General features: G+C 62.0%; 19 protein-coding genes. 8 read left to right on the top strand and 11 right to left on the bottom strand.

Translation table 11 applies throughout. The annotated features are described in order from the left end of the window. Positions 1-93: 93 nt before the first annotated feature. The 6 genes from OOT55_RS01020 (at position 94) to OOT55_RS01045 (ending at position 6617) form a co-directional block, all read left to right on the top strand. Entirely contained in the window at positions 94-2211 is a 2118-nt protein-coding gene (locus tag OOT55_RS01020; protein WP_265367316.1) for a TonB-dependent receptor, read from the top strand. Between the two features lie 99 nt (positions 2212-2310). Continuing rightward, the gene (locus OOT55_RS01025) at positions 2311-2562 is read left to right on the top strand and encodes a YkoF family thiamine/hydroxymethylpyrimidine-binding protein (RefSeq protein WP_024462521.1); all 252 of its coding nucleotides are present in this window, start codon (positions 2311-2313) and stop codon (positions 2560-2562) included. Positions 2563-2578: 16 nt separating this feature from the next. Then, the gene (gene pnuC / locus OOT55_RS01030; protein WP_265367317.1) at positions 2579-3214 is read left to right on the top strand and encodes a nicotinamide riboside transporter PnuC; all 636 of its coding nucleotides are present in this window, start codon (positions 2579-2581) and stop codon (positions 3212-3214) included. Further along, positions 3207-3965, top strand: a complete 759-nt coding sequence (locus OOT55_RS01035) for a phosphotransferase (protein ID WP_265367318.1) — start codon at positions 3207-3209, stop codon at positions 3963-3965. The genes pnuC and OOT55_RS01035 overlap by 8 nt, the downstream gene beginning before the upstream one ends. A 122-nt stretch (positions 3966-4087) precedes the next feature. Continuing rightward, on the top strand, positions 4088-6088 hold the full coding sequence (locus tag OOT55_RS01040; protein WP_265367319.1) for a PhoX family protein: 2001 nt from the start codon (positions 4088-4090) through the stop codon (positions 6086-6088). Positions 6089-6152: 64 nt separating this feature from the next. Next, positions 6153-6617 carry an ion channel gene (locus OOT55_RS01045; RefSeq protein WP_265367320.1) on the top strand — a complete coding sequence of 155 codons (465 nt, stop codon included), beginning with the start codon at positions 6153-6155 and terminating at the stop codon, positions 6615-6617. Between the two features lie 64 nt (positions 6618-6681). Here OOT55_RS01045 and OOT55_RS01050 read toward each other — a convergent pair whose 3' ends face one another. After that, complete coding sequence (locus tag OOT55_RS01050) at positions 6682-8394, bottom strand: bifunctional protein-serine/threonine kinase/phosphatase (protein ID WP_265367321.1); 1713 nt, start codon at positions 8392-8394, stop codon at positions 6682-6684. A 45-nt stretch (positions 8395-8439) separates the two neighbouring features. Then, the gene (locus OOT55_RS01055) at positions 8440-9252 is read right to left on the bottom strand and encodes a formate/nitrite transporter family protein (protein WP_265367322.1); all 813 of its coding nucleotides are present in this window, start codon (positions 9250-9252) and stop codon (positions 8440-8442) included. 386 nt (positions 9253-9638) lie between these two features. On the opposite strand from OOT55_RS01055, the gene OOT55_RS01060 reads away from it, so the two are divergent. Next, positions 9639-9953 carry a hypothetical protein gene (locus tag OOT55_RS01060; RefSeq protein ID WP_265367323.1) on the top strand — a complete coding sequence of 105 codons (315 nt, stop codon included), beginning with the start codon at positions 9639-9641 and terminating at the stop codon, positions 9951-9953. A gap of 72 nt (positions 9954-10025) precedes the next feature. On the opposite strand, the gene OOT55_RS01065 is transcribed toward OOT55_RS01060, so the two are convergent. From OOT55_RS01065 to OOT55_RS01105, 9 genes are all read right to left on the bottom strand, one after another. Further along, the gene (locus OOT55_RS01065) at positions 10026-10310 is read right to left on the bottom strand and encodes a YebG family protein (protein WP_123639530.1); all 285 of its coding nucleotides are present in this window, start codon (positions 10308-10310) and stop codon (positions 10026-10028) included. A gap of 59 nt (positions 10311-10369) precedes the next feature. Further along, positions 10370-11650 (bottom strand): PepSY-associated TM helix domain-containing protein, encoded by a 1281-nt coding sequence (locus OOT55_RS01070; protein ID WP_265367324.1) that lies wholly within the window; start codon positions 11648-11650, stop codon positions 10370-10372. Position 11651: 1 nt separating this feature from the next. Continuing rightward, a complete protein-coding gene (locus OOT55_RS01075; protein WP_265367325.1) occupies positions 11652-13760 on the bottom strand; it encodes a TonB-dependent siderophore receptor in 2109 nt (702 codons plus the stop codon). Between the two features lie 194 nt (positions 13761-13954). Further along, complete coding sequence (locus OOT55_RS01080; protein ID WP_265367326.1) at positions 13955-17038, bottom strand: efflux RND transporter permease subunit; 3084 nt, start codon at positions 17036-17038, stop codon at positions 13955-13957. Between the two features lie 15 nt (positions 17039-17053). After that, entirely contained in the window at positions 17054-18643 is a 1590-nt protein-coding gene (locus OOT55_RS01085; RefSeq protein WP_265367327.1) for an efflux RND transporter periplasmic adaptor subunit, read from the bottom strand. After that, a complete protein-coding gene (locus tag OOT55_RS01090) occupies positions 18600-18914 on the bottom strand; it encodes a hypothetical protein (protein WP_265367328.1) in 315 nt (104 codons plus the stop codon). Before OOT55_RS01090 ends, OOT55_RS01085 begins: the two co-directional genes overlap by 44 nt. After that, the gene (locus OOT55_RS01095; protein WP_265367329.1) at positions 18911-20119 is read right to left on the bottom strand and encodes a TolC family protein; all 1209 of its coding nucleotides are present in this window, start codon (positions 20117-20119) and stop codon (positions 18911-18913) included. Before OOT55_RS01095 ends, OOT55_RS01090 begins: the two co-directional genes overlap by 4 nt. A 2-nt stretch (positions 20120-20121) precedes the next feature. Then, a complete protein-coding gene (locus tag OOT55_RS01100) occupies positions 20122-21081 on the bottom strand; it encodes a M56 family metallopeptidase (protein WP_265367330.1) in 960 nt (319 codons plus the stop codon). Further along, complete coding sequence (locus OOT55_RS01105; RefSeq protein ID WP_265367331.1) at positions 21078-21488, bottom strand: BlaI/MecI/CopY family transcriptional regulator; 411 nt, start codon at positions 21486-21488, stop codon at positions 21078-21080. Before OOT55_RS01105 ends, OOT55_RS01100 begins: the two co-directional genes overlap by 4 nt. A gap of 166 nt (positions 21489-21654) precedes the next feature. Between OOT55_RS01105 and murJ the strand changes: the two genes are divergently transcribed. Beyond that, positions 21655-23253: a murein biosynthesis integral membrane protein MurJ gene (gene murJ / locus OOT55_RS01110; protein WP_265367332.1), complete on the top strand. Its 1599-nt coding sequence runs from the start codon at positions 21655-21657 to the stop codon at positions 23251-23253. Positions 23254-23343 lie beyond the last annotated feature (90 nt).

Raw genomic sequence — 23343 nt, forward strand, 5'->3', positions numbered from 1 at the left:
CAGTCCTCTGGCCCGCCACAATAAATAGCGTTCCAGCACACTCCCGCTCGCATACCGGGTCTCCACTTAACCGATGTTTTGGAGACTCTGCCCATGAACCCGACACGCTTTTCGCTTTCCGCTTTGACGGCCGCGCTTTTGACGGTCAGCACCCAGGCCCAGGATCTGGCCCGGATCGATGAAGAAATTCTGGTCACCGCCGATTTTCGCCAGTCCAGCCTTCTGGATCTGGCCGCCAGCGCCTCGGTCATTGATGCCGACACCATCCGCCAGCGCGGCGCCGATCACCTGTCCCAGGTGCTGAACACCGCGCCGAACGTCAACTTTTCCGCCGGTACCTCCCGGGCGCGCTTCTTTCAGATTCGCGGTATCGGCGAGCGCAGCCAGTTTGTCGAGCCGGTCAACCCGTCAGTCGGCCTGATCATCGACGGTATTGACATGACCGGCATCGGCGCCGGCGCCACCACCCTGGATATCCAGCAGGTCGAAGTGCTGAGAGGTCCCCAGGGCACGCTTTATGGCGCCAATGCCATGGCGGGCCTGATCAATATGGTCTCGGGCGCGCCCACCGAGTCGTTTGAGGGTACAGCCAGCCTGGGGGTGGCCGAGTACAACACCCGCACTGCCAGCGGTGTCATCAGCGGCCCGGTATTGGACACCCTCAGCTATCGCCTGGCGGCGGGCACCACCCTCAGTGATGGCTATCAGGAAAACGCCTTTCTCGGCATCGACGACAACGCCGATATTGATGAGCAGACCCTGCGGGGCAAGTTGCACTGGGACCCCAGAAGCGATCTGAGCGTCGACATCACCGCTTTCTATGTGGATGTCGACAACGGATACGACGGCTTCTCCCTGGACAACACCCGCACCACCCTGTCGGACCAGCCCGGCCACGACCGCCAGGAGAGCACCGCCGGTTCGGTGCGCCTGCAGTGGCAGGCCACCGAGGCGTTTGATGTGGAGGCGCTGGTCAGCCACGCCCAGTCCGATCTCGAATATGGCTACGACGAAGACTGGGCCTACGAAGATATCTGTGTCGATTTCGAGTGTGTTTTCGACGGCTACAACTCTTTTGATAACTACCTGCGGGACAACGACAATACCAGTGTCGATCTTCGCCTGGTGTCGCGCAATGCAGAGGATGAGCTGGGCTGGGTGGTCGGTGCTTACTACCGGGACCAGAGTGAGGACTTACGCCGCGAGTACACCTACCTGGAAGAGGATTTCCGAAGTGCCTTCAGCACCGAGAACACCGCGCTCTATGGCCAGTTGGATATCCCCTTGGCGGAGCGCCTGACCCTGAAAACCGGCCTGCGCCACGAAACCCGCGATGCCGATTACGCCGACAGCGACGGTGCGGTGTTCAGCCCCTCGGAAGACATGTGGGGCGGCAAGCTGGCCCTGGAATATCGGGATCAAGCGGATAACCTGTGGTACGCCCTGGCCTCGCGCGGCTTCAAGGCCGGCGGCTTCAACAGCAGTCAGACGTTGGCGGCGAATGAGCGGGAGTTTGACACCGAAACCCTCTGGAATTACGAGGCCGGTTGGAAAGGCGAAGCGCTCGAGGGCGCCCTGCAGACCCGGGTGGCGGTGTTCTATCAGGACCGGGACGACGTGCAGACCAAACAGTCCCGGGTGGTTCCGGACGAGGGTGACAACTGTCCCTGCAGCTTTATCGACTACACCACCAACGCCGCCGCGGGCAGTGCTCGGGGCCTGGAGTTCGAGGCCAACGTCCGGCTCAATCGTATGACTGACGTGTTCGCCAGTGTGGGCCTGCTCGATAGTGAGTTCGATGATTTTCAGAGCTTCGCGCATGTCGGCGCCAACGAAGAGACCGGTGAGCCGCAAGACCTGAGTGGCCACGATCTGCCGCACGCCCCGAGCTATCAATTTGCGGTGGGTGCGCTGTTTAACCTGACGGAGCACTGGTATGCTCGCGTGGAGTTGGAGGGCAAAGATGATTTTTATTTCTCCAGCCGCCACGAGGCGCAGTCCGATGCGTATGAGTTGTTGAATGGTCGTGTCGGTTATCGTGCCGACAGCTGGGAGGTGGCGCTCTGGGGCCGCAATCTGACCGATGAGGATGTCAAAACCCGGGGTTTCGGCGCCTTCGGTAATGACCCGCGGGATGGTTACGAAACCAAGCCCTATTACCAGTTCGGCGAACCGCGGGTTGTGGGTGTTGATTTTAATCTGCGGTTCTAGGCGGGCTTTTTTAGATTCGGGGGCGTCGGTGTCAGGAACCTTGGATCAGGACACGCCCCCAACATCTAATCAAAATATTCCGAGTAGAGAGGCAACACCATGAAACTCTCCGTAGAAATCAGTATGTACCCGTTTAATGGCGACTACATTCCGCCCATCAAAGGGTTTATCGATTGGCTTAACCAGCAGGAAGGCATTCTGATTCAGACCGTGCCCACCTGCACCATCATCACCGGCGACTACGACCGGGTGATGGACATCCTGCGCGACGGCATCAAATACAGCTATGACCAGTATGGCAAAGCCGTATTCGTCACCAAATTTCTGCCCAACTATGAAGCTCTGAACTGATGGAAGCCCTGAGTTGATGAACGACATCACCCAACAAGTGGCCGACACCTGGTCCCAGTGGCTCGGCTGGGAACTGGTCGCGGTGACGCTCGCGCTGGCCTACCTGGTACTGGCCGTGCGCCAGAACGCCCTGTGCTGGTACGCGGGCTTTCTGAGCACTGCCATCTACACGGCGCTCTACTGGAACGTCAGCCTGCTGATGGAGTCCGCGCTCAACGTCTATTACATGGTCATGGCCGTCTACGGCTGGTGGCAATGGCGTCACGGCGGCCGGGGCGATACCGAACTGCCCGTGCAGACCTGGCCCTGGCGTACCCACGCGCTGGTAATGGGGGGCATCTTTCTGGTCAGCGTGGCCTCGGGCACCTGGCTGAGCTACTTCACCCAGGCCGCCTGGCCCTACCTGGACTCCTTCACCACCTGGGCGGCCGTGGTGACCACTTATATGGTGGCCCGTAAAGTGCTGGAAAACTGGCTCTACTGGATGATCATCAACAGCCTGCAAATGATCATTCTGTGGGAACGCAGCCTTTATCTCACGGCGCTTCTGATGGCGCTGTACCTGGTCATCTCGGTGTTCGGTTGGCTGAGTTGGGTTCGGGATTATCGGAGCCAGAAACGGGATGATGCCCGGGAAGCCGCCTGTGCCTGAACCGTTTATCAGCCTTGAGGCGGCCCTGGCAACCTGGCGAGAGTGGGAGCTGCCGATCACCGATACGCCCCATGTGCTCGGCCCTATTGAAGGGGGGCGAACCAATCGCAGTTTTCGTCTCCGTGCGCCGGGGCTTGGCGATGATCTGCTGATTCGCCTGAACAACCCGCAAAGCCCACGCCTGGGTATTAACCGAGAACAGGAGGCGGTAATTCTGGATACGGTCGCCGCGGCGGGGCTGACCCGGGGCGCCTGTTACTGGTCACCACGGCGAGACTTTACGGTTTTCCGACACATCGAGGCGCGCACCTGGGGCACTGATGATTTTCGGGATGCCCGTCAACGCCGCCGGCTGATGGAGTGTCTGGGGGTGGCGCAAGTTCTGGCGCCGGGCACACCTCGCCGCTCCTATACCGCCTATCTGGATCATTACTGGCAGCAGTTGGAAGATGCGGGCGCGATTGATATGGCGTTGGCACGGCGATGGTGGCGTTTTCGCGACACACTGGTGGCGTTTGATCGGACGGACTGGCCGGCGGTCCTGACTCATCACGATCTGATTCCGGAAAATGTGCTGGAGACCGCTGACCGCCTGTATCTGATCGACTGGGAGTATGCCGCCGTAGGGCATCCGGACATTGATCGCTGGTGTCTGGATCCGGCGTTGGTGCGAGAGCCCTTTATCCACGAGTTGGCCCGGTGGACCAACGAACTGTGGGAGCGGATTGTCCGACTGTCAGGCGGACAGTAGCCGGCGATTCAAAGCGGTTCGTCGCGGCCTTCATCTGGCACTTTGTGGTGAAAACGTGCAGCATAGCGGGGGAGGCCGGCTGGTCTCGGCTACCAAAGTCAATGTGAAGGTGAACGAGAGTCATGAGCAGATCCGTCCTGATCCAGCGCGCCGATGATGCCCACGACGTCGATGATGTATCGGTCAATCCCTGCAACAATCGAAGCCTCAATCAAATCAGTCAGTCCCGACGCCGTTTACTGAAGGGGGGCCTGGGCCTGCTGGCGGGTCCCTTTGCGGCTTCCACCTTGCTGACGGCCTGTGCCAGTCGGGAAGACGCGCCCGCCGCCTTTCGGGACAGCCCGCGCCCGATCATCGGGTTCAAGCCGGTGCCGGTGGCGAGTGATCCGGATTACGACCGGGTGGATGTGCCCGAAGGCTATACGGCCCGGCCTTTTTTCAGTTGGGGGGACCCGGTCGAAAAAGGGGCGCCCGAATGGCATCCGGAGGCGAAAAACACCTGGACGGAACAGGCCCTGCAGTCAGGTCAGAACCACGACGGCATGCATTTTTTCCCTTTCCCGGATGCGCCCAATGAGCGCGGCCTGTTGGTGATCAACCACGAGTATATCAACGCGACCATTCATCCAGACGGGCCTACCGTGACCCGGGACGCTCAGGGGCGGCGAGTGCGACCGCTTGAAGAGGTGCGCAAGGAACAGGCGGGCCACGGGCTGAGCATTATTGAGCTCCGCAAGGATGCCCGGGGCGACTGGCAGCGCGTGTACCCGTCGCGCTATAACCGCCGCCTGACGGCGTATACACCCATGACCCTCAGCGGCCCCTGCGCGGGTGCGGAAGCCATGAAGACCGCCGACGATCCGCAAGGGCGGGAAGTACTGGGGACTCTGAACAATTGCTCCATGGGGGTGACGCCCTGGGGCACTTATCTGATCGCCGAGGAAAACTGGAAAAACTACTTCGTCAATCGCGACCCGGAGGACCACGCCCGTCGGCGGGAGCACCATCGCTACGGCATAGCCGTCGGCTCCAACAGCCACTACAACTATTGGGAGTCGGCCGATCCACGCTTTGATGCGACCCCTCAAACCGACCAGCCCCACGGTGGCCATGTGAACGAACCCAGCCGGTTTGGTTGGGTGGTGGAGGTGGATCCGTTTGACCCTGATTCCAGGCCGGTCAAGCGCACCGCGTTCGGTCGCATTGTGCGCGAAGGCTGCACCTGTGTTCAGCATCCGGACGGCACCCTTGCGTTTTATTCCGGCGATGACAGCCGGGGCGAATATGTTTACAAATTTGTACCGGAAGGTCGCTTTGATTCAGAAAACCCGGAGGCCAATCGGGACCTGCTGGACAAGGGTACGGTTTATGTCGCGGTCTATCACGACGACGGCACCGGTGATTGGCGGCCTCTGGTCTGGGGAGAGCCGGGCTTGACCGAGGCGGATGGCTTCCGCGATCAGGCCGATGTGCTGATCAACTTGCGCAGTGCCGCCGATGCGGTCGGCGCCACACCCATGGATCGCCCCGAGTGGACCGCGGTGAACCCCTTTACCCGCGATGGCTACGTGACCCTGACCAATAACACCGATCGGGGTGTCGATCCGAACGAGCCGGTCGACGCCGCCAACCCGCGCCCGGAAAATCACCATGGCCAGATTCTGCGCTGGCGGGAAGCGGAACGCCACCCGGCCGCCACCACCTTTCAGTGGGAGCTGTTTCTGCTCGCCGGGGAACAGCCCCCAGCCGGAGAAAGCTGGCAAACCGATCATCAGTACGGCACCATCGAAGGTGATATTTTCGCCTGTCCCGATGGCCTCTGGTTTGATCCGGATGGCCGTCTGTGGATTCAGACCGACTTCGGTGATCGGCAAGCCGAGTACGATGCCATGGGCACCAATCAGATGCTCTGCGCCGATCCGGTGACCCGGGAGGTGCGTCGTTTTCTGACCGGTCCGTCCGGCTGCGAAATCACCGGTATTACCGCGACTCCGGATGGCACCGCGATGTGGATCAATGTGCAGCATCCCGGAATCAGTTTCCCGGCGAGCGATGGAAAAACCCGGCCCCGTTCTACCACGGTGCTGATTACCAAAAACGACGGTGGCGTGATTGGCACCTGAGCGTTAGACGCTGGAAGGTCATGCGGCGTAAACGGTCAGCGATCCGTCAATAGAGAGACTATTGATGAACCTTGGCGCAAGCTCCTCAGTTATCACCGTAGTGGCCACGGCGGTCGTGGTGGCCCTGGGGGTGGTGTTTCATTACGAAGTGATCCAGTGGCTCAACCGCTGGCATGTCGACCGACACCGGCGCTTTGGCCGCAACCACCGGACCCGCCCGGTCGTGCTGCTCACCATGTTGGTTCTGCTCTTCGCCCATGTGGTTGAAATCTGGATGTTCGGTTTTGTGTTCTGGTTGCTATTAGGGATGGACGGCTACGGAGTGATTCAGGGCTACAGTGAGCTGACGCTGCTCGATTGCGTTTATTTTTCGGCCGCGAATTACACCACGGTGGGGTGGGGTGACTTGTCGGCTGCCGGTGACATACGCTTTCTCGCCGGTACGGAGGCCCTGGTGGGTTTTATGATGATCACCTGGTCCGCGTCGTTCAGTTACCTAGTGATGAACCGGGCCTGGGGTAGCGATTAGGGGCGGCGCTCCGGGTCGCGTAGGGCGGATAAGCGACATTGTCGCGCATCCGCCGTAATTCAACTTACGCAAACTGCGCGACCAACAACACCAACAGAATCAACGACACCCCCTGCCAGAACAATACCGGGTTACGCTCAATCAACGGCGGTCGCGATTGTCGAACGAACGCGGGGTTGGGGTTGTTAAGGTCATAGGTAAACTCGGATAATTCGGCATAGCGCTTGTGCGGACGGATCTGAGTGGCTTTGCGCAAGCATTCATCCACCCAGTCGGGAACCGAAGGCCGGTGTTCCTGAGCACTGCGGTAACGCAGTTTGTGTTGTTCGGCTCGGGTCCGGGTCCTGGCCACTCTTGGCCCATAGGGGTGCTCGCCGGTCAGCATCTGATAGGCGAGCACGGCCAGGGAATAGAGATCGCTGCGCGGGTCTCCCGGTTCGCCGAGAAAATATTCCGGGGCGGCGTACAGGGCCGCGCCGTAAATCACCCCCTCGCGGCTTCGTCCTTCATTGAGCCCCGCTACGCTGGCGGAACCGAAATCAATAATTTTGACCGTTCCCTGAGCGTCGATCATAAGGTTGTCCGGGCGCAGATCGCGGTGCACCATGGCCTGACGATGCAACGCCTGCAGTCCGCTCGCCACCTGTTGCACGATATCCCGAACCCGGGCCAGATCGGGATTGGGGTTATCTTTCAGCCACTGTCCCAAGGTCTGGCCTTCAATATATTCCAACGCAACGTATAGAAAGCCGCGTTCCTGCTCCCGCCGAGCGGCTTTAAGCAGGTGGGTGTGGTTAAATCGCCGTGCGATCCAGTCCTCCATCAAAAAGCGTTCGAGATAGTGCGGATTGTCTCGGCCCTCCACGGCTGGCACTTTGATGACCACGGATCCATTGTTAAGCGTATCCCGGGCAAGGTAGACGTGGCTGCGGCTACTGATATAGAGCGACCGGAGAATCCGGTAGCCGTCAAAATCCGTACCCGCATCCAGGGCGGGGGGCAGCGTCAGTAGCGAAGCCTGGCGGGAAAGCTCCCCCACGGTGGGGTCCGGTAGCGCTTCCACCCGGGCAATCTGGACGCTCAGATTATCCCGGCTGCCGCGGGCCAGCGCCTGCTCCACCAGGTTTCTGGCCGCGCCGTTGAGGTCATCCCGCTGGGCGTCGATGACCTGTGCGATGTCCGGGGCGTCGAAAAATTCGTAGGCTCCGTCGCTGGCGAGAATAAAGGTATCGCCCGCCTCAAGGTCGAGTTGGTGATAGTCGAAACGCAGATGGGGGTGAACCCCCAGCGCCGAGGTCAGGTAGTGGGTGTCGGCATCCACGCAGTGGCGATGATCTTCCGTCAACGGTTCCAGCTGTTGATTCGCCAGCCGGTAGATGCGCGTGTCCCCCGCGTGCAACAGGTGGGCCTGACGGGCTTTGAAAATCAGCGTGCTGAAGGTGCAAATGTAACCTCTGTCCCGTTCAAACCGGTATGGGCTGTTGCGCGTCTGCGCGAACAACCAGGCGTTGAGTGCCTGCAGCACCCGCTCCGCCGACTGCTTGACCGACCAGGCTTCCGGCGTGCAGTAATAATCTTCAATAAAACCACTGACCGCGGTTTCACTGGCGATCTGGCTGACGTCGCTGCTGCTGATGCCATCGGCAATGGCCAGCACCACTCCTTTGTGCCCGAGCGTGACGCCGGTTGGTAAACGGGCACCGACAAAATCCTGGTTCACGGGTTTGAGGCCGGAGTGGGTGTGCTGGCCGATGCGAATGCGTAGAGGTTGCGTCATAAAGGTTGGGCCGTCGTGATGAAACGACGGCCCGGGTCTCTGCGATTAAGCCAACCGACGAGCGGGGCTGGTGCGCACGTGGGTGTAATACAGGGGCAGGCCTACCAGTAGAAAGCCTCCGATCAGGTTGCCCAGAACGGTGGGCAGTTCATTCCAGAGAAAGTAGTCGGCCACGGAGAAGTCACCGCCCATGATCAGGCCAAACGGGAACAGAAACATGTTCACGATGGAGTGCTCAAAACCCATGTAGAAGAACAGCATGATGGGCATCCACATTGCGGCCATTTTGCTGCCGGCGGAGGTGGAAATCATGGCGCCGACCACGCCCATGGAGACCATCCAGTTACACAGGATGCCGCGAATGAAAATGGTCATCCAGCCGGACAGGCCGTGCTCTTTGTAGCCGACGGTGCGCGACTCACCAATCTGGGCCGCTTTGGCGGCAATCTCACCACCATCGATGCTGTAACCGTAGGTCAGAATGAATGACATGCCCACGGCCACGGTCAGCGCACCGGCAAAGTTGCCAAGAAAGACCAGGCCCCAGTTGCGCAACACCTGATTGAGGGTCACACCGGGGCGCCTATCCAGGTAGGCCAGGGGTACCAGCGTAAACACACCGGTCAGCAGATCGAACTTCATCAGGTAGAGCATGATAAAGCCCACCGGGAAAAGTACCGCGCCCAGTAGGGGGGAGCCGGTGTTGACCATGACGGTGATGGCGAACATGGCGGCCAGTGCCAGAATGGCGCCGGCCATAAAGGCGCGGATCAACGTGTCCTTGTTGGACATGTACACTTTCTGTTCGCCGGAATCCACCATCTTGGTGACGAATTCACTCGGTTCGATATAGGCCATGAAGTTGTTTCTCCTGAATTGAGGCGGTGATGCGTGCCGGGCAAAGACGTGCTTCGCGGGCCAGTACCCAATGAATTGCAACCGTCGTGCCACAGCAGAGAAACATCCGACTGAGGGGTGGGTATTGGTGAAATTAGGGCCGGATTCCAGCCTCTCCGAGGGCGATTGCTCCACTGAAGGGCGCTTTTTGTGATCCTGTGCTCAGATCTGGTTCATCGGAAAAGAGGCGGTGTGCACGGAAGCTGTGCGCCGATGGGCAAAAAAGCACCAAAGCGGAACGCGGCTCAGGTCCGGTTGCGGCGGATACGCGCTATTCAGACTGAGTTCAGATTCCCGAAGGCATACTGAACCCACTGTTTCGAAAGACCGATCTGGAGGTGTTGAGTATGAAAACCCTATTGTCTGCTACCCTGGCTGGTCTGGTGCTGGTGGCTCCGGTAGCACTACATGCCGCTCCACCGCCTCACGCGGCGGTCTGGGAGCACAAAAAACACCATAAAGAACGCGAGCGAGAAGCCCGGAAATGGGAGCGGGAGAGAGAGCGTGAAATGAGGAAGTGGCGCCGGGAGCGCGAACATGACGCGTATCACCATCGCCACGAAAGCTATCGGGACGACGCCTATCGTTATCGCTCAAGAAGTCATGATCACCACGATCATCACGAGGAGCGTTCCAGCCTGAGAATCTATCTGGAACTTTGAGGGGTGAATGCTCAGTCCCTGAGCGAGTGAGACGCACTGGGGCCGTGTTCAGCGGCCCCTACTGAGCGGCTCTTATTGATTGGAGGCCAGAGGCGTGACATTCGCGCTCTGGTCTTCCGTTCCTTCCAGCAACACTTCCGGCTTGCCCTTGCAGGCCTTGGCCAACTGGTCGCTGCGCTCGGCGAGCAACAGGCCAATGGCCTCGCTGTGAGCTTCGCTGATACCTTCCACCGAGTTTTCGATCAACTGGGTGATATTGGCAGCCAGCTCCAGCATTTTGTCGTGCGCTTCCGCGGCTTTCTTATCGTCAAACATCTTGCCATCCCGATCACATTTCCAAACGGCGACTACAGCCATGGTTTTACCTCCTGGGTCATTACTGTTTTTTTATACAGTATGGGTTGGGCGGCTCATTGTCAACTCCCGATATTGACCAGAGCCAGGATCAGGCAGGTCAGAATCAGGGCCATCTGGGGCCAGGGGAGGAGTTGGCCTTGCCAGAGGGTGCGCCAGGGTTGGCCGGGTGTGGGGCTTTGGCGCTTTACCATGGTGGATGACGGGCCCGATGGGCCCTTATCCACCCTACGGGAATATTTGGACGTGAGGCGGAGTGTGTAAATCCGGGCGCCGGAGGCGGCCAGGGCGGTGAGCATCAGGCCGAACAGGAACCAGAGGAAGCGGGTGGGCTGGCCGCCGAAGGTGCCGAAGTGCAGTGGGTCGGCCGCCTCGGCGATGCGTTGATGCAGATTGAGCTGTTCACCGTGCACACGACCCAGAGACTCGCCGGTGGTCGGGTCAATGAGCAGCGTGTTGGCACGGGGGCGCACCAGCAGAGCCTTCTCTTGCCCCTGGAGAATCAACGGCTGGTTTTCGCCGGGGAACCAGAGGCTGTCCAGTTGATACTCCGGCCAGTGGCTCAAGGCCTGCTCAATGGCGCGGTTGAGTGTGTTCGCGTCTCGGGGCAGGGCGTTGGCCTCGGGCAGCGGGCGCAGCTCGGCGCCCGCCGCGGGGGCCGCACCACCCCACTTTTCCACCAGATACCAGACGCCGGTGAGGCCGATCACCAGAATGAACGGCAGGCTCCACAGGCCCAGCCACCGGTGCAGGTTGCCCCACCAGCGCCGGGGTGGCTCCCGGCGTTTCGGTGGTTTGAAAAAGCCGCGCCACCAGCGTTTGAAAATGGGGAAAGCGGAGATCATTGACAGCAACAGCGGGAAACTGAGCAGGGTCACAATGGTCAGGCCCCACTGCAGCGGTAGCATCAGGTGTCGGTGCGCTTCGCGCAGAAAACGGTGAACGTTGTACCAGTTGGCGTGCCCCTGCACCTGGGCGGTGTAGGGATTGACGTAAATTCGCCGCCGCTCGCCGTTCTCGTTCACGGCAATCAGTTCCGCGGCCATGTAGTCGGGGAGGTTGAGATACATAAAGCTCGGCCGCCACCCGGGATACGCTTCGAGGGCGGCGGCGAGCAGGGTGCCGGGCGGTTGGCGCTCGGCACCCTCGCCACTTTCCGGGGCCTGCACGCGCAGGGCGGGGGTGAACAGCCAGTCCAGCTCGTAGGCGTAAACCGCGAGGGTGCCGGTCAGACTGACGAAAAAGAACAACAGGCTGAACTTCAGTCCCACCCACGAGTGCAGATTGAACCAGCGACGTCGCCCGCCGGTGCGGGCGCGTTGCGTGGAAGCTTCGGGAGACACCTCAGAACTCGCGGCTCAGAGTGACCGTGACCCGGCGGGGTTCACCGGGGAAGTGGCCGGTGCGGGTAATGAAGCCGCTCTCCGCGTAGGTTTTGTCAAACAGGTTGCGCAGGTTGATCTGCAGCTTCCAGGCCTCAAACTGGCTTTGCCAGCTCGCGTCGAACACGGTGTAGTCGTTCACCGGGTCACCCTGGATACCGATCTGCTCACCTTTATACTCGGCCCCGAACGCAATGGCGGAGCTGATGCTCGGGAAGTCGTAACGGGTCCAGAGGCCGGCCTGGTGATCCGGGGTATTGGCAAAGTCGTCGCCGGTGGCGTTGGTGATGCCGCTGGTGGCTTCAATGACCTTCACGTCGTTGAAGCCGTAGTTGAAGGTCAGGGTCCACTGGGGCAGCAGATCCGCGCTCAGATCCAGCTCGGCGCCGCGGCTGCGCACCCGGCCCACTGGTGCCAGGTCGTCCACGCCGTCGTCACCCACATCGCCGGCCGGATCGGCCTGCAGCACGTTACGCCGTTCGATGTCGTAGGCGGCCAGGTTCAGTCGGGCACGGCCCTCGAACAGCTCCAGCTTGGCGCCCACTTCAAACTGCTCGCTTTCCTCGGGGTCGAAGGGGCCGCCCGCTCTCGGGTCCTGACTGCCCGCCGACTGGGGGACGAAGCCTTCACTGATGCTGGCGTACAGGTTGACGGAGCGGTTCAGGTGGTAGACACCGCCGAAGCGGTAGGTCAGTGCCTCGTCGCTGTCTTTCTCGACACTGTCGCCATCACTTTCAAAGCGACTGTAGCGCAGGCTGGCGAGTAAATCCCACTGCTCGGACAGGCGTATCAGGTCCTGCACATACACGCCGCTTTGAGTCTGTTCGCTTTTACGCGGTGTCTCCCAGGGGTTGTCGTCCAGACCGTACTGGGCCCGCGATGTCTGGCCGTAAACCGGGTTGTACAGGCTGAGTGGGGGCACCACGCCGCCGTCCTCGATCGGGGCGCCGCGCTTGGCTTTGAAGTCGTCCTGCTGGTCGAAGATTTCCGCGCCCACCAGAAATTCGTGTTCGACGCTGCCCGTGTCAAAGGCGGTCATCAGATTGGCGTAGGCGGACAGTCCCTCGTTGTTACGCACCTGATCCCGGAACTGACGCTTCATCATGTCACGCGTGCCATCGCCGTTTGAGTCGTACAACCCCCGGGGTTCGTGATAGTTCTGTTTTTCCTGATTGTCGTAGTAGCGGGCGGCCAGGTCGATGCTCAGGTTATCGCTGAAGGCGTGCTGCAGTCGGCTGTAGAGGATATCCGCTTCCAGGGAGAGGAAGTCGGTGACCTCATTGTGGTTCCAACTTGTATCCACCAGAAATTCACCGTCCTCATCAATGGGAACCCCCCGAAGGCGATTGCCTCCCAGGTTCTGGTCCACGAAGGAGTATTTGAACAGGGCCCGGGTGTTGCCCGAGGGTTCCCACACCAATCCGAGGTCGCCCTGATCGTTCTCATTGGTGGTGTTGTTGCGGAACGGCTCCTCGGTTTCCTTGAGCATGGCTACCCGGTAGCCGAGATCGCTGCCGTCAAAAGCACCGGTGGCCTCAACGTTGACGCCGGTCAGGTCGTAGTTTCCCGCGATGACTTGCGCGCGAGCGTAAGAGTCCAGCGAAGCCTGGCTGGTGTTGTAGTTGATCAGCCCGCCGGGCTGGCCCGCGCCGTAGATGGCGCCACTGGGTCCCTTGAGCACTTCCACCTGATCCACACCAAACAGGCGGGGAACGGAGAAGCCGGCATAGGGATCGCCGCGCAGACCGTCATACAGGACTTCATCCTGGCGGAAGCCGCGAAAGCTCACGCCGGAGTAACTGAAGAAGTTGACGCCACTGATGCTGCGGTACAGATCCCGGGCATCCCGGGCCCCCTGGTCCTGGATCAGATCCTTGTTGAGAACCTGGACCGACGCGGGAACGCGGGTCAGATCCGCGGACAATCGTGTGGAAACCGACGACTCCGATACCTGATACAGGGTTTGTGCCCGGCCGGTAACGATAAACTCCTCGGTGACTGCCGGGGCTTCCTGTGCCCAGCTCTGTCCGGCCGCCAGTAGTGCGACCGTCATAAGGGACTGTTTGAACATGTGTGTGGACCTCCGCTTAATCAAGTTTTGCGAATAATAATACTTCTCGTTTAGTTTATCAATAATATGTGCCAGCCGAGGATGGTTTTGGAGAGCGGAGGTGTGGTTGGACCACCAGGAATGGATGCCGATCGATAGCGGGAGATGACGGAGTGGCCCGCCGCACGAGAGGCGGCAGGCTCGTTCAGAATGGATCAGGTGCGGGCGGCGCCAAAGCGCAAGTACATCGCCGGAACCACCAACATATTCAGTGCGGTGGAGCTGAGCAGCCCCCAGAGAATCACAATGGCCATGGGCGCCTGGATTTCACTGCCGGGTTCGCCGCCCGCGAGGGCCAGGGGCACCAGCGCGAGGGCCGTGGCGAGGGCGGTCATCAGAATGGGCACCAGTCGTTCTTCGGCCCCCTGGCGAACCGCCTGTTCCGGCGTGAGGCCTCCGTCGCGGATCAGGCGGCCGATGTGGTCGATGAGAATCACACCATTGCGAGTGGCAATGCCGAACAGGGTGATAAACCCGATCAGCACCGCGACGGTGACAATGCCGCCGGCAAACCAGACGCCGGCCACGCCGCCAATCAGAGCCAGAGGCAGGTTGAGCATCACCAGCACCGCATCCCGGGTTCGGCCGAACGCCGCGACCAACAGCAGGAAAATACCCGCGATCACCAGAGCGCCGAGCAGCAGTAAGCGGGTGCTTGCCGCCTCGGCGCTCTGGAACTGACCGCCATACTCCACCCGGTAGCCGGTGGGCAGCGTGACGTTGCCGGCGATGGCGGTTTCAATGTCTTCCACCACGCTGATCAGGTCCCGTTCGGCGACGTTGGCCATGACCACCAGGTTGCGCTGAACATTCTCCCGGCTGATGGTGTTGGGTCCGCGCTCGCGCCGGATATCGGCCAGGGCGGCAAAGGGGACCTGAGCGCCCGAGGCCAGGGTGAGTTGGGTATCGCGCAGGGTATCCAGGTTTTCCTTGGCGCTCCGGGGCAGACGCACCACCAGATCAAAGCTCGCCTCTCCCTCCAGTAATCGTCCGACGGTGGTGCCATTGAAGGCGGTTTCCAGGGCCTCGGCGGCTTCGGTCATACTGAGGCCATAGTTGGCCAGGGCTGCCCGGTCAAAGCGGACGGTGACAAACGGGATCTGGCTCTGCTCGTCCATGGCCACATCCACCGCCCCGGGAACGCCGCCCACAATGGACTCGATCTGCCCTCCCAGGCGGCGCAGCTCCGAGAGGTCATCGCCAAAGAGCTTGATGGCGATATTGGCCCGGGTGCCAGAGAGCATATGGTCGATGCGATGAGAAATGGGCTGACCAATAATGACGTTGGTCCCGGGCAGCAGGGCGAATTCCTGACGGAGGGCCGCCAGCAGCTCCGCCTTATCCCGCTCCCGCATGTCGAGGGAGACATCGATTTCCGAGGCGAATACCTGTTGGGCGTGAGGGTCCAGCTCGGCCCGGCCGGTGCGCCGGGCGGTGGCGACCACTTCCGGCTGCTCCAACAGAATCTTCTCCACTCGTTGGCCGATGTCATCGGAGGTCTCCAGAGAGGTGCCGGGCAGGGTCACCACACTCAGGGTCAGGCTGCCCTCGTTGAACTCCGGCAAAAAACCCCGACCCGCGATCGACAGTCCCAGCAGTGACGCCAGCAGCAATGCCAGGGCGCCGCCGATCACGACGCGCCAGCGGCGCAGAGACCACGCCAGCAGGGGACGGTATCCCGATTTCAGGGCGGCGATCAGACGGGTATCGTGATCCTGGGTTACCGTGCGACTGCCCGGCAGCCCGAGCAGGCAGAGCACCGGGGTGACGGTGACCGCCACCAGCAGCGACGCCGCCAGGGAAACGACGTAGGCCAGACCCAGAGGCTCCAGCAGCCGCCCCTCGACTCCGCTGAGGAAAAACAAGGGGAGGAAGACCAGAATGATGATCAGGGTGGCGAAAACGATGGAGCCCTCGATTTCCCGGGTCGCGTTCGAGACAACGCGCAGCGCCGACTGCTGTTGCGCTTCGGGACGGTCGGCATTTTCCCTGAGCCTGCGGACAATGTTTTCCACCACGATAATGGCGTCGTCCACCAACGCGCCGAGCGCAATGGTCATGCCCCCGAGGGTCATGGTATTGAGTGTGCCGCCGAGCCAGCGGATGGACAGTACGGCCACCAGCAACGACAGGGGAATGGCTACCAGGGCGATAGCGGTGGCCCGCACGCTGTACAGAAACAGGAACATGATGGCCACCACCAGAATGGCGCCGTCCCGCAGTGCGGCGCTGAGGTTGTCGATGGAGACAGTAATGAAGTCCGCCTGGCGGAAAGCGTCGGTTTCGATCCGCATGCCCTCGGGCAGTGACCCCTGAAGCTCGTCGATGACGCCATCCAGTCGGCGGGTCAGTTCGAGGGTGTTCGCCCCCGGCTGTTTCTGAATACCCAGCACCACACCCGGATCGCCCTTGTAGCTGCCGGTGCCCCGGCGCGGTGCCGGTCCCGTCTGGACCAGGGCCAGATCCCGTACCAGCACGGGGACATCGTCCCGGGTGGTGACCACCGCCTGCTCCAGGTCTTCAATGGTGCGGGCCCGGCCGATGCCCTGGATCAGGAATTCCTGGCGGTTTTCGGTCAGAAAACCGGCGGAGGCATTTCGGCTGGCCTCGGCCACCGCCTGGCGCAGTTGGTCCAGCGTTACCCCATAGGCGGACAACCGCTCCGGTGAGGCGACGACCTGGAACTGGCGGGTTTCGCCCCCGGTGGGGATGACCTCGGCCACCCCCGGCACGGCCAGCAGCCGCCGCCGGACCTGCCAGTCGGCGGCGGTTTTCAGGGTCATTTCATCGTGCTGCTCCGAGGTGAGCGCGATGAACAGAATCTCTCCCATGATGGAGGTGACCGGTGCCAGTACGGGCGGCGGCAGGTCCTGGGGCAGGGCCGCCGAGACATTCTGCAGCCGTTCGGCGACGCGCTGGCGGGCGCGATAGATATCTGTGCCCCACTCGAACTCCACGGTCACCACACTGATACCGACCCCGGTGTTGGAGCGGACCCGGCGGACGCCGCCGGCACCGTTCATGGCGGTCTCGATGGGAAAGGTCACCAGCCGCTCGACATCCTCGGGCGGCATGCCGTGGGCTTCCGTCACGATGGTGACCGAGGGGGCGGTCAGGTCGGGAAAGACATCCACCGGAGCCTTAAGGGACGACCAGCCGCCCCAGACCATCAACAGGCCCGCCGCGACCAGGACCAGCAGCCGGTTGTCCAGCGACCAGCGAATGATGCGATCAATCATGGAACACTCCAGGGGTTAGTGGGCGTGACCGTGGCCGATTTCGTTGCCGCCAGCCGATGCCAGCTTCACCAGGTAGGCGCCTTCGCTGACCACCCGTTCGTCGCGGCTCAGACCCCGCTGGACTTCCACCCAGGCACCGTCGCGCAGGCCGAGTTCCACCGGGCGACGTTCAAAGCTTTCACCGTTGATCTGGACATAGACCACAGGGCGGCCGTCATCGTCGATCACCGCGCTGCGGGGAATCGCCAGCCGGTCGGAGGCGGGCTCGGTAAAGACATGGGCCGCCACTCGGGCGCCGAGCAGCGTGGGGCCGACCTCGGTGGGGTACTCCACGGTGACGCCCGCAGTGCGAGTGCGCGGATCCACCGAGCTGTCGTAGCGAACCACCCGGGCGCCCCACTGCGCATCCAGCACCAGCGGGCCGTCGGGTTGATCGAGCCAGGCGCCGCTACTGTGGGCAAGCTCCCCGGCAAAGCGCTCCGGAACCCGGATGGCCAGCCAACGACGCTCCGGCGCGGCAATCCGGAAGAGTGGATCACCAGCCTTGATAAAGGCGCCGGGACTGACATGGGTGGAGACCACCGCTCCGGCCACCGGCGCGCGCAGCGCGAGCCCCGCCTCGGCATTGCCGGACTCATATTGCTCCACCCGGGCGCGGGCGGCGCGGAATTCGGCGCGGGCGACATCGAGGGCCTCCCGGGCGTCCAGTAGCCGCCGTTCGGGAATGGCTCCCTGAGCCAACAGGCCGGTCAGTCGTTCAACATCACGCTCCGCCAGCACCCGCCGGGAGCGGGCCTGTTCCAGCGCGACCATCAGGCTGCCGATATCGGACTGGTCACCCAGACGGGGAATCAGGACGCCCAGTGTGGTCCCCTGTTCAACGCGCTGACCCGGCTGAATGAGCGGGGTACTGGCGATATAGCCGTCGGCCGGTGCCCGCACGGTGGCGTCGCCATCCGCCGGAGCGGTGACGGTGCCAAAGCCGGGAACCGAGCGTCGTAAGGGGCGGGGTTGAACGGGTATCGTCGCGAACGGGTTGTCCCACTGCTGCTCTTTCAGATACGCGATATCCCCGTCGGGATGATCGGGCAGACCCTGAATCGCCTCATTGTCCGCAAACACGCTGATTTCGCCCAGGGAGTGCCGCGCGGTCATATTTCCCTGAGTGATCTCAATGACCAGGTCGAAGTCACCACTATCGCGGGGCGTGACGCTGGGCCGAAAGATGCCGCGACTGGTGGGCTCGTTCACCCGGAAACGGGCGACGGTGCGCCCTTCGCGCAGCAGCAAAACGTCCAGGCGCCCCTCAGTCAGCGGCCTAAAATCACTCAACCGGGTCACGTGGGCGGCAAAGCGTGAACTTTGTCCGGCCACCAGGGGCGGAAATTCCACATACAGTTCGGTGTGTTCACTGAAGTCGGTGTACACCAGGGCCGGTGAGTCATGCGCCTCATGGTCGGCGTGATCCCCGTCGGGGCCGTGGTCATGACCGTGTCCGCCCGGAGGTGCGTCAGAGCAGGCGGTGATCAGCAGAGCCAGACCGAGCGCCCAAAGACGTGAATCAATGGGCATGGTCGTGGTCTTCGCCGTGGTCATGGTCGTCATGGTGTGACTCGGTGTCGGTGGTCTCCGCCTCCGGTTGCTCAGCATCGTCGCCGTAGTAGGCTTCCGTGTCTGAGTGATCGTGATCGCCGTGGTCGTGTTCATGACTGTCCTCGTGGGAATGACCCTCTTCGTGCGGGTGGCTATTGTTTTGCTCATGCGCGTGGTCGTCGCCATGCTCGGCGTCACCGTCGTGCGCGTGCTCGGCATCGCTGCAGGCGGTGAGGGTCAAAACCAGTGCGCCGAGAGTGAGTAGGGGCTTCAATGACTTCATGGTGTTTCTCCGGTCAGTAGTGTCAGTTGGATAAAGGTGGTGCGCGCTTCCAGCTCGCGCTGGATAAGCGCCCGGCGTGTGTTCAGTTCAGATCGATGAGCGTCAATCAGCTCGGCAATGCTCAGCTCGCCGGCCGCATAGCTGCTCTCGGCGATGTCAGACAGTGACTCCGGTGACGCATCGATGCTTTCCCGTAACGCCGCAGCGGACGCCTGTTCAGCGGCCAGATCGCGCTGCAGCGAGTGCAGTCGGGTGGTGAGCTCGGCGCGGGCGAGCGCGAGCTCCGCCCGTTGTTGTTGGGCGTGGCCTCGCTGGGTTCGGGCCTGGCCAGAGTGTCGGTCGAACAGGGGGATCTCAATACCGATGGAGATGACGTTGCCGTCCGCCTGAAAGCCGGGCTCAACGATCTCCTTGCGGCCGACCCCCAGGGTCAGCTCCGGCCAACGCCGGCGCTGGGCGGCCTCGGCGCGGAGCTCGGCGCTTTCGGTCTCCGCCGACAGCGCTTGCAACAATGGGCTTAGGGCGACTGCGGAGGAATCCTCCGGGGTGCGTGGGGGCGGCAGTAGACGGCCCGTGAGGGGTCGCTGGCCGTCACCAATCCGCTGTGCCAGTCGGTCTCGGGCCGAGGTCGCGTGGGCGCGGGTACTCAGGCGTTCACCCGTCAGCAGCGCCAGTTCCTGGCGAAAGCGTGTGTGATCGTAGCGGGAGGCGTCGCCCGCCTCGACGCGCTGTCCAATGGCCTTGGTCAGCTCGGTCAGCCGCCGGTGCCAGTCGGCGATGAGGTCCGCTTCCCGTTGCGCCGCCAGGGCCTGATAGAAATGCAGGCGGATATCCGCGGCCCACTCCCGGCGGGCGTGGTCGTTGCGAAGATCCGACGCCCGCAGCTGGTGGCGTGCCGCTTTGCGCGTCAGCCCGGGGACGCCGGCCAGATTGAGGCGTTGGCGGATCGACCAGGTATTCTCCTCGGAGTCGCCCGATGGCAATTCCAGGGCTTCGCGACTGTATTCAACTTCCGGGTTGGCCCAGCGGCCGGCGGATTCGAGCTGGCCCTCGGCAATGTCGGTGTTGGCGTCCCAGCGGGCGGCGACCTCCGGGTGCTGTAGGCCCAGTTGAACCGCCTCCTGTTCGGTTAGCGGCGTGTCAGCAACGGCCTGGCCGGAGGCGAGCAGCAGGAGACCAAAGATCGGGGAAAGGGGGAGCTGCACGGTCAGACTCCTACCAGAAAGCCGAGAAGGGTTTCGAGGGGATGATGGGCGATCACGAGGACCGCGACACTACCCAGGCAGACGGTGAAGGCCGCAATGGTCGTGACCGGTGTGGCCCGGGATGCCCCGCAGGGCTGGGCATTGAGCAGCCGATGGATGCGAGGCAGCAGTTGGCCGCCGCTCGCCGGAAGGCTGCCTGTGGGCGCCGGCCCGCTCAGGCGCGCCACCCTGATCAGGGTCGCTGCAACGGCCTCGGGGCCAAACCGCCGGGCCGCCCGGTCATCGGCTTGCTCCTCCATGCGTTGCCGCCACAGGGCTTGAAGGACCCGTGCCGAGGATGGCCAGTGCGGCATTAACACGACATTGAACATCAGGTTGCGCAGCGGGTCGCGTTGCCGCAGGTGGGCGACTTCATGGGCCAGAACGATGCGACGCTCCCGGTGATCAAGCCGGTCAGTCAGCCCGCGGGTCATGAACAGTGCCGGGTAGCGGTAGCCCGCGGTGCAGGCAAAGGCCTCCGGGATGTCGAGACGGCGCAGTCGCCCGTGACCCCGGCTCAGGGCCATCAATGCAGTGGTGTTGCGAGCGGCCTTGGACTCTCGGATTAAAAAAACCATCAGGACTCTGATCAGCAGGCTTGCCAGGGCCGCAGCACCGAGCAGGTGGATCCATTGCAGGTCGAGGGCGGGCCAGTGTTCAAAACATAAATGTGGGTGATGCATACCGTGGTGTGCGCAGTGATCGGCGATCCAACCCAGGGGTTTGGCGGCCGCGATGACACACATGGCGATGACCGGAGCGGTGATCGCCAGCCAGGGCGTTACAGCCAGTAGCCATAGGCAGTGACTCTGGCGCTCGGGGCGGAGCCAGCGCCCGACCAACCAGAGCGCCCCGCTGGCGAGAAACCAGCCCATCAGAGCCCCGAGCGCCAGCAGATAGAGGAAGTCGAGCCACACGGTCATGACGATGTACCTTCGCCGCGCCGTTCTTTCAGCACTTGCTCCAGCTCGTCCAGCGCCCCTTCGTCCAGTTGATCGGCAGCGTCCACAAAGGCGGCAAGGGAGGAGCGGGCGTCATTGGTGAAGCGGCCCAGCAGGTCGTTGATCAGTCCGGCAATCAGTTGTTGTCGGGCTACCTGCGGCTGATAGTGAAAGGCGTGAGCTACTTTGGTACGGCTGAGCAGTTGCTTGCGGTACAAGCGGTCGAGGGTGGATTGAACGGTGTTCACGGAAATGCCCCGGGCCGATCCCACAGTGGCATGCAGGTTTTTGGCGGATTGTCCGGGAGCCCGCCACAGGGCTTCCATAACGGCAATTTCCAGCTCGCCGAGAGGCGGCGTCCTGTTCGAGGGGGATTCTTTGCCGGGCACGGGGCCTCCGTTGGCGTTGTCGTTATTGGGGTTGCGGAGATGATGGTGTTCAGCCTAGTAGTCAAAAAACCGATAGTCAATCGGTTTTTGTGTGACGGGCTGCGCTATCTCTCAAGGGTCGGAGTGTGGATAATGCGCCTGTCAATGCCGAGGATCAGGAACGACTGTGTCAGACATTCAACCATCCCCTGCCGCACCCGTGAAGCGTGCCCCCAGCCTGTTGCGCTCCAGCTCGCTGGTCAGTGCCTTTACCATGCTCTCCCGAGTGCTCGGGCTGGTGCGGGATATGGTGTTTGCCCGGGTCATCGGCGCGGGGGCCGGGGCCGATGCCTTTTTCGTGGCCTTCAAAATCCCCAACTTCATGCGCCGGTTGTTTGCCGAGGGCGCCTTTGCCCAGGCGTTTGTGCCGGTGCTGTCGGAATATCGACAGCGAGGACCTCACGAGGCGGTGAAAGCACTGGTGGACCGCGTGGCCGGTTGCCTCGGATTGGTGCTGGTCTCGGTGACGGTACTGGCGGTGGTGGGGGCGCCATTGGTGACCGGGTTGTTTGCGCCAGGCTTTTGGCTCAATGACCCGGACAAGTATGCCCTGACGGTGGATATGGTGCGGGTGACCTTTCCCTACCTGCTACTGATTTCCCTGACCGGCTTTGCCGGCGCTATCCTCAACAGCTATGACCGCTTTGCGATACCCGCCTTTACCCCGGTGTTGCTGAATCTCAGCCTGATTCTGGCGGCCTTGATGGTGGCCCCCACTATTGAGACGCCGGCCTATGCGCTGGCCTGGGGGGTGCTGGGAGCGGGCGTGGTGCAGCTCCTGTTCCAGCTGCCGTTTCTACAGCGGGTACACCTGTTGCCGGCACCCAAGGTGGACTGGCGGGATCCGGGCGTCAAGCGCATTCTCTGGTTGATGGCACCGGCCCTGTTTGGTGTGTCGGTCAGCCAGATCAACCTGCTGTTGGATACGGTGCTGGCCTCGTTCCTGCCCACGGGCAGCGTCTCCTGGCTCTATTACTCAGACCGTCTGGTGGAGTTGCCCCTGGGGGTGTTTGGCATCGCCCTGGCGACGGTGATCACCCCGAGCCTGTCCCGTCAGCACGCCGCCGAAGACCCCGAGACCTTCAGCCATACACTGGACTGGGCGGTGAGAAGCGTCCTGTTGCTGGCGCTGCCCGCGACCCTGGCGTTGATGCTCTTGGCCGAGCCTATCCTGATGACGCTGTTTCAGTATGGCGAAACCACCGTGCGGGACATGCAGATGGCTTCCTACAGTCTTCGGGCCTATGCGTTGGGGCTGCTGGCCTTTATGTTGATCAAAGTGTTGGCGCCGGGCTATTTCGCTCGCCAGGATATGAAAACCCCGGTGCGCATCGGTATTTACGCCATGCTCGCCAATATGCTGCTCAATGTGGTTTTCGTGTTACCGCTCTACCTGGTTTTCAATATCGGGCACGTCGGGCTGGCGCTGGCCACGGCGGTTTCCGCTTATCTGAATGCGTATTTGCTCTTCCGTGGTTTGCGTCGGCTCGGCGTCTACCGTCGAGAACCCGGTTGGGCTCGTCGATTGCTGGCCTTCGGTGGCGCCAACGCTGTCATGGTGGCGGCACTGATGGGAGGACTGTCGGCCTGGGGGGGCTGGCAGGACTGGTTCTGGTGGCAGAGAGGCTGGCGTCTGGCGGTGTTGTGCGTTCTCGGGCTGGCGGTATATGGCGTGAGTTTGCGCATATTTGGTATCAAGTTCAGTGAATTTCGCTCGAACCACTGAAAACTGGCAGTTTGAGGCGTATGTGCTACGATTGTTGACATGGGCGACAATCGTAAATCCACACCGCCTGGTGCGCCCGCTTCTGAAAAG

It is taken from the genome of Marinimicrobium sp. C6131 (assembly GCF_026153455.1).
Taxonomy (GTDB): domain Bacteria; phylum Pseudomonadota; class Gammaproteobacteria; order Pseudomonadales; family Cellvibrionaceae; genus Marinimicrobium.